Origin of the sequence: Citrobacter sp. Cpo045 (genome assembly GCF_030332875.1) — a bacterium.
In the GTDB taxonomy this organism is placed as follows: domain Bacteria; phylum Pseudomonadota; class Gammaproteobacteria; order Enterobacterales; family Enterobacteriaceae; genus Citrobacter; species Citrobacter portucalensis.
The window spans coordinates 1-583 of record NZ_JAOWGZ010000054.1 but is presented as its reverse complement, the minus strand read 5'-3'; the positions used below and the strand labels follow the sequence as shown (position 1 = coordinate 583).

The 583-nt window shown below is 57.1% G+C and carries 1 protein-coding gene; it reads right to left on the bottom strand.

Annotation, left to right across the window (positions count from 1 at the left end; translation table 11 throughout):
• Positions 1-12: 12 nt before the first annotated feature.
• Positions 13-583 (bottom strand): hypothetical protein (locus tag OGY13_RS00985; RefSeq protein ID WP_286496718.1); only part of this gene is annotated, 571 nt, incomplete at its 5' end.

The window sequence follows — 583 nt, the reverse complement described above, 5'->3', positions numbered from 1 at the left end:
GTGACCATCTCATTAAATAAAGCACGCTAAGCCGGTGGCAGCGGTCGCAATGGCCTGAACTTCCCCGCACCGACCTTGGCACTGCTGCGCCATAGGTAATCGCCGGTCAGGTTGATATGCTCCCACCCCAGCGGGGACAGATAGGGCGAATGATTGGATCACCGCCTTGCCGTCGCTGCTCGCAGCAGCCAGCTTCATGGCCAGCGCCGCCTCGTGAGTCTGCGCGTCAAAGTTTCTGAACTTGGTCGCATCAGCGCCGAGGTAAGCAAGGATGCGCATTTTTTCAGTAAGCGGTGGCTCGGGGTGTGCAGCAACTTTTGGGGCGAGCTGAACGACCTGAACCCATTCCTCCTGCGAAATCGCACCGGTAATAGCCTGCATGTTGCGCCCGAGTTCCTGCATGATCTTGCGTAGCGCCAGTGGCTCAACCTGGGTAGCGTCACCAGCCCAAGCTGGCAACTGAAAACCCCATAAAAGCAGGCAGGCCGTAACGGTCAGGGTGATAGGGAAGGTGCGAACAAGTTCCTGATATGAGATCATCATATTCATCCGGAGCGCATCCCAGAGGGACATCATGAGCCAT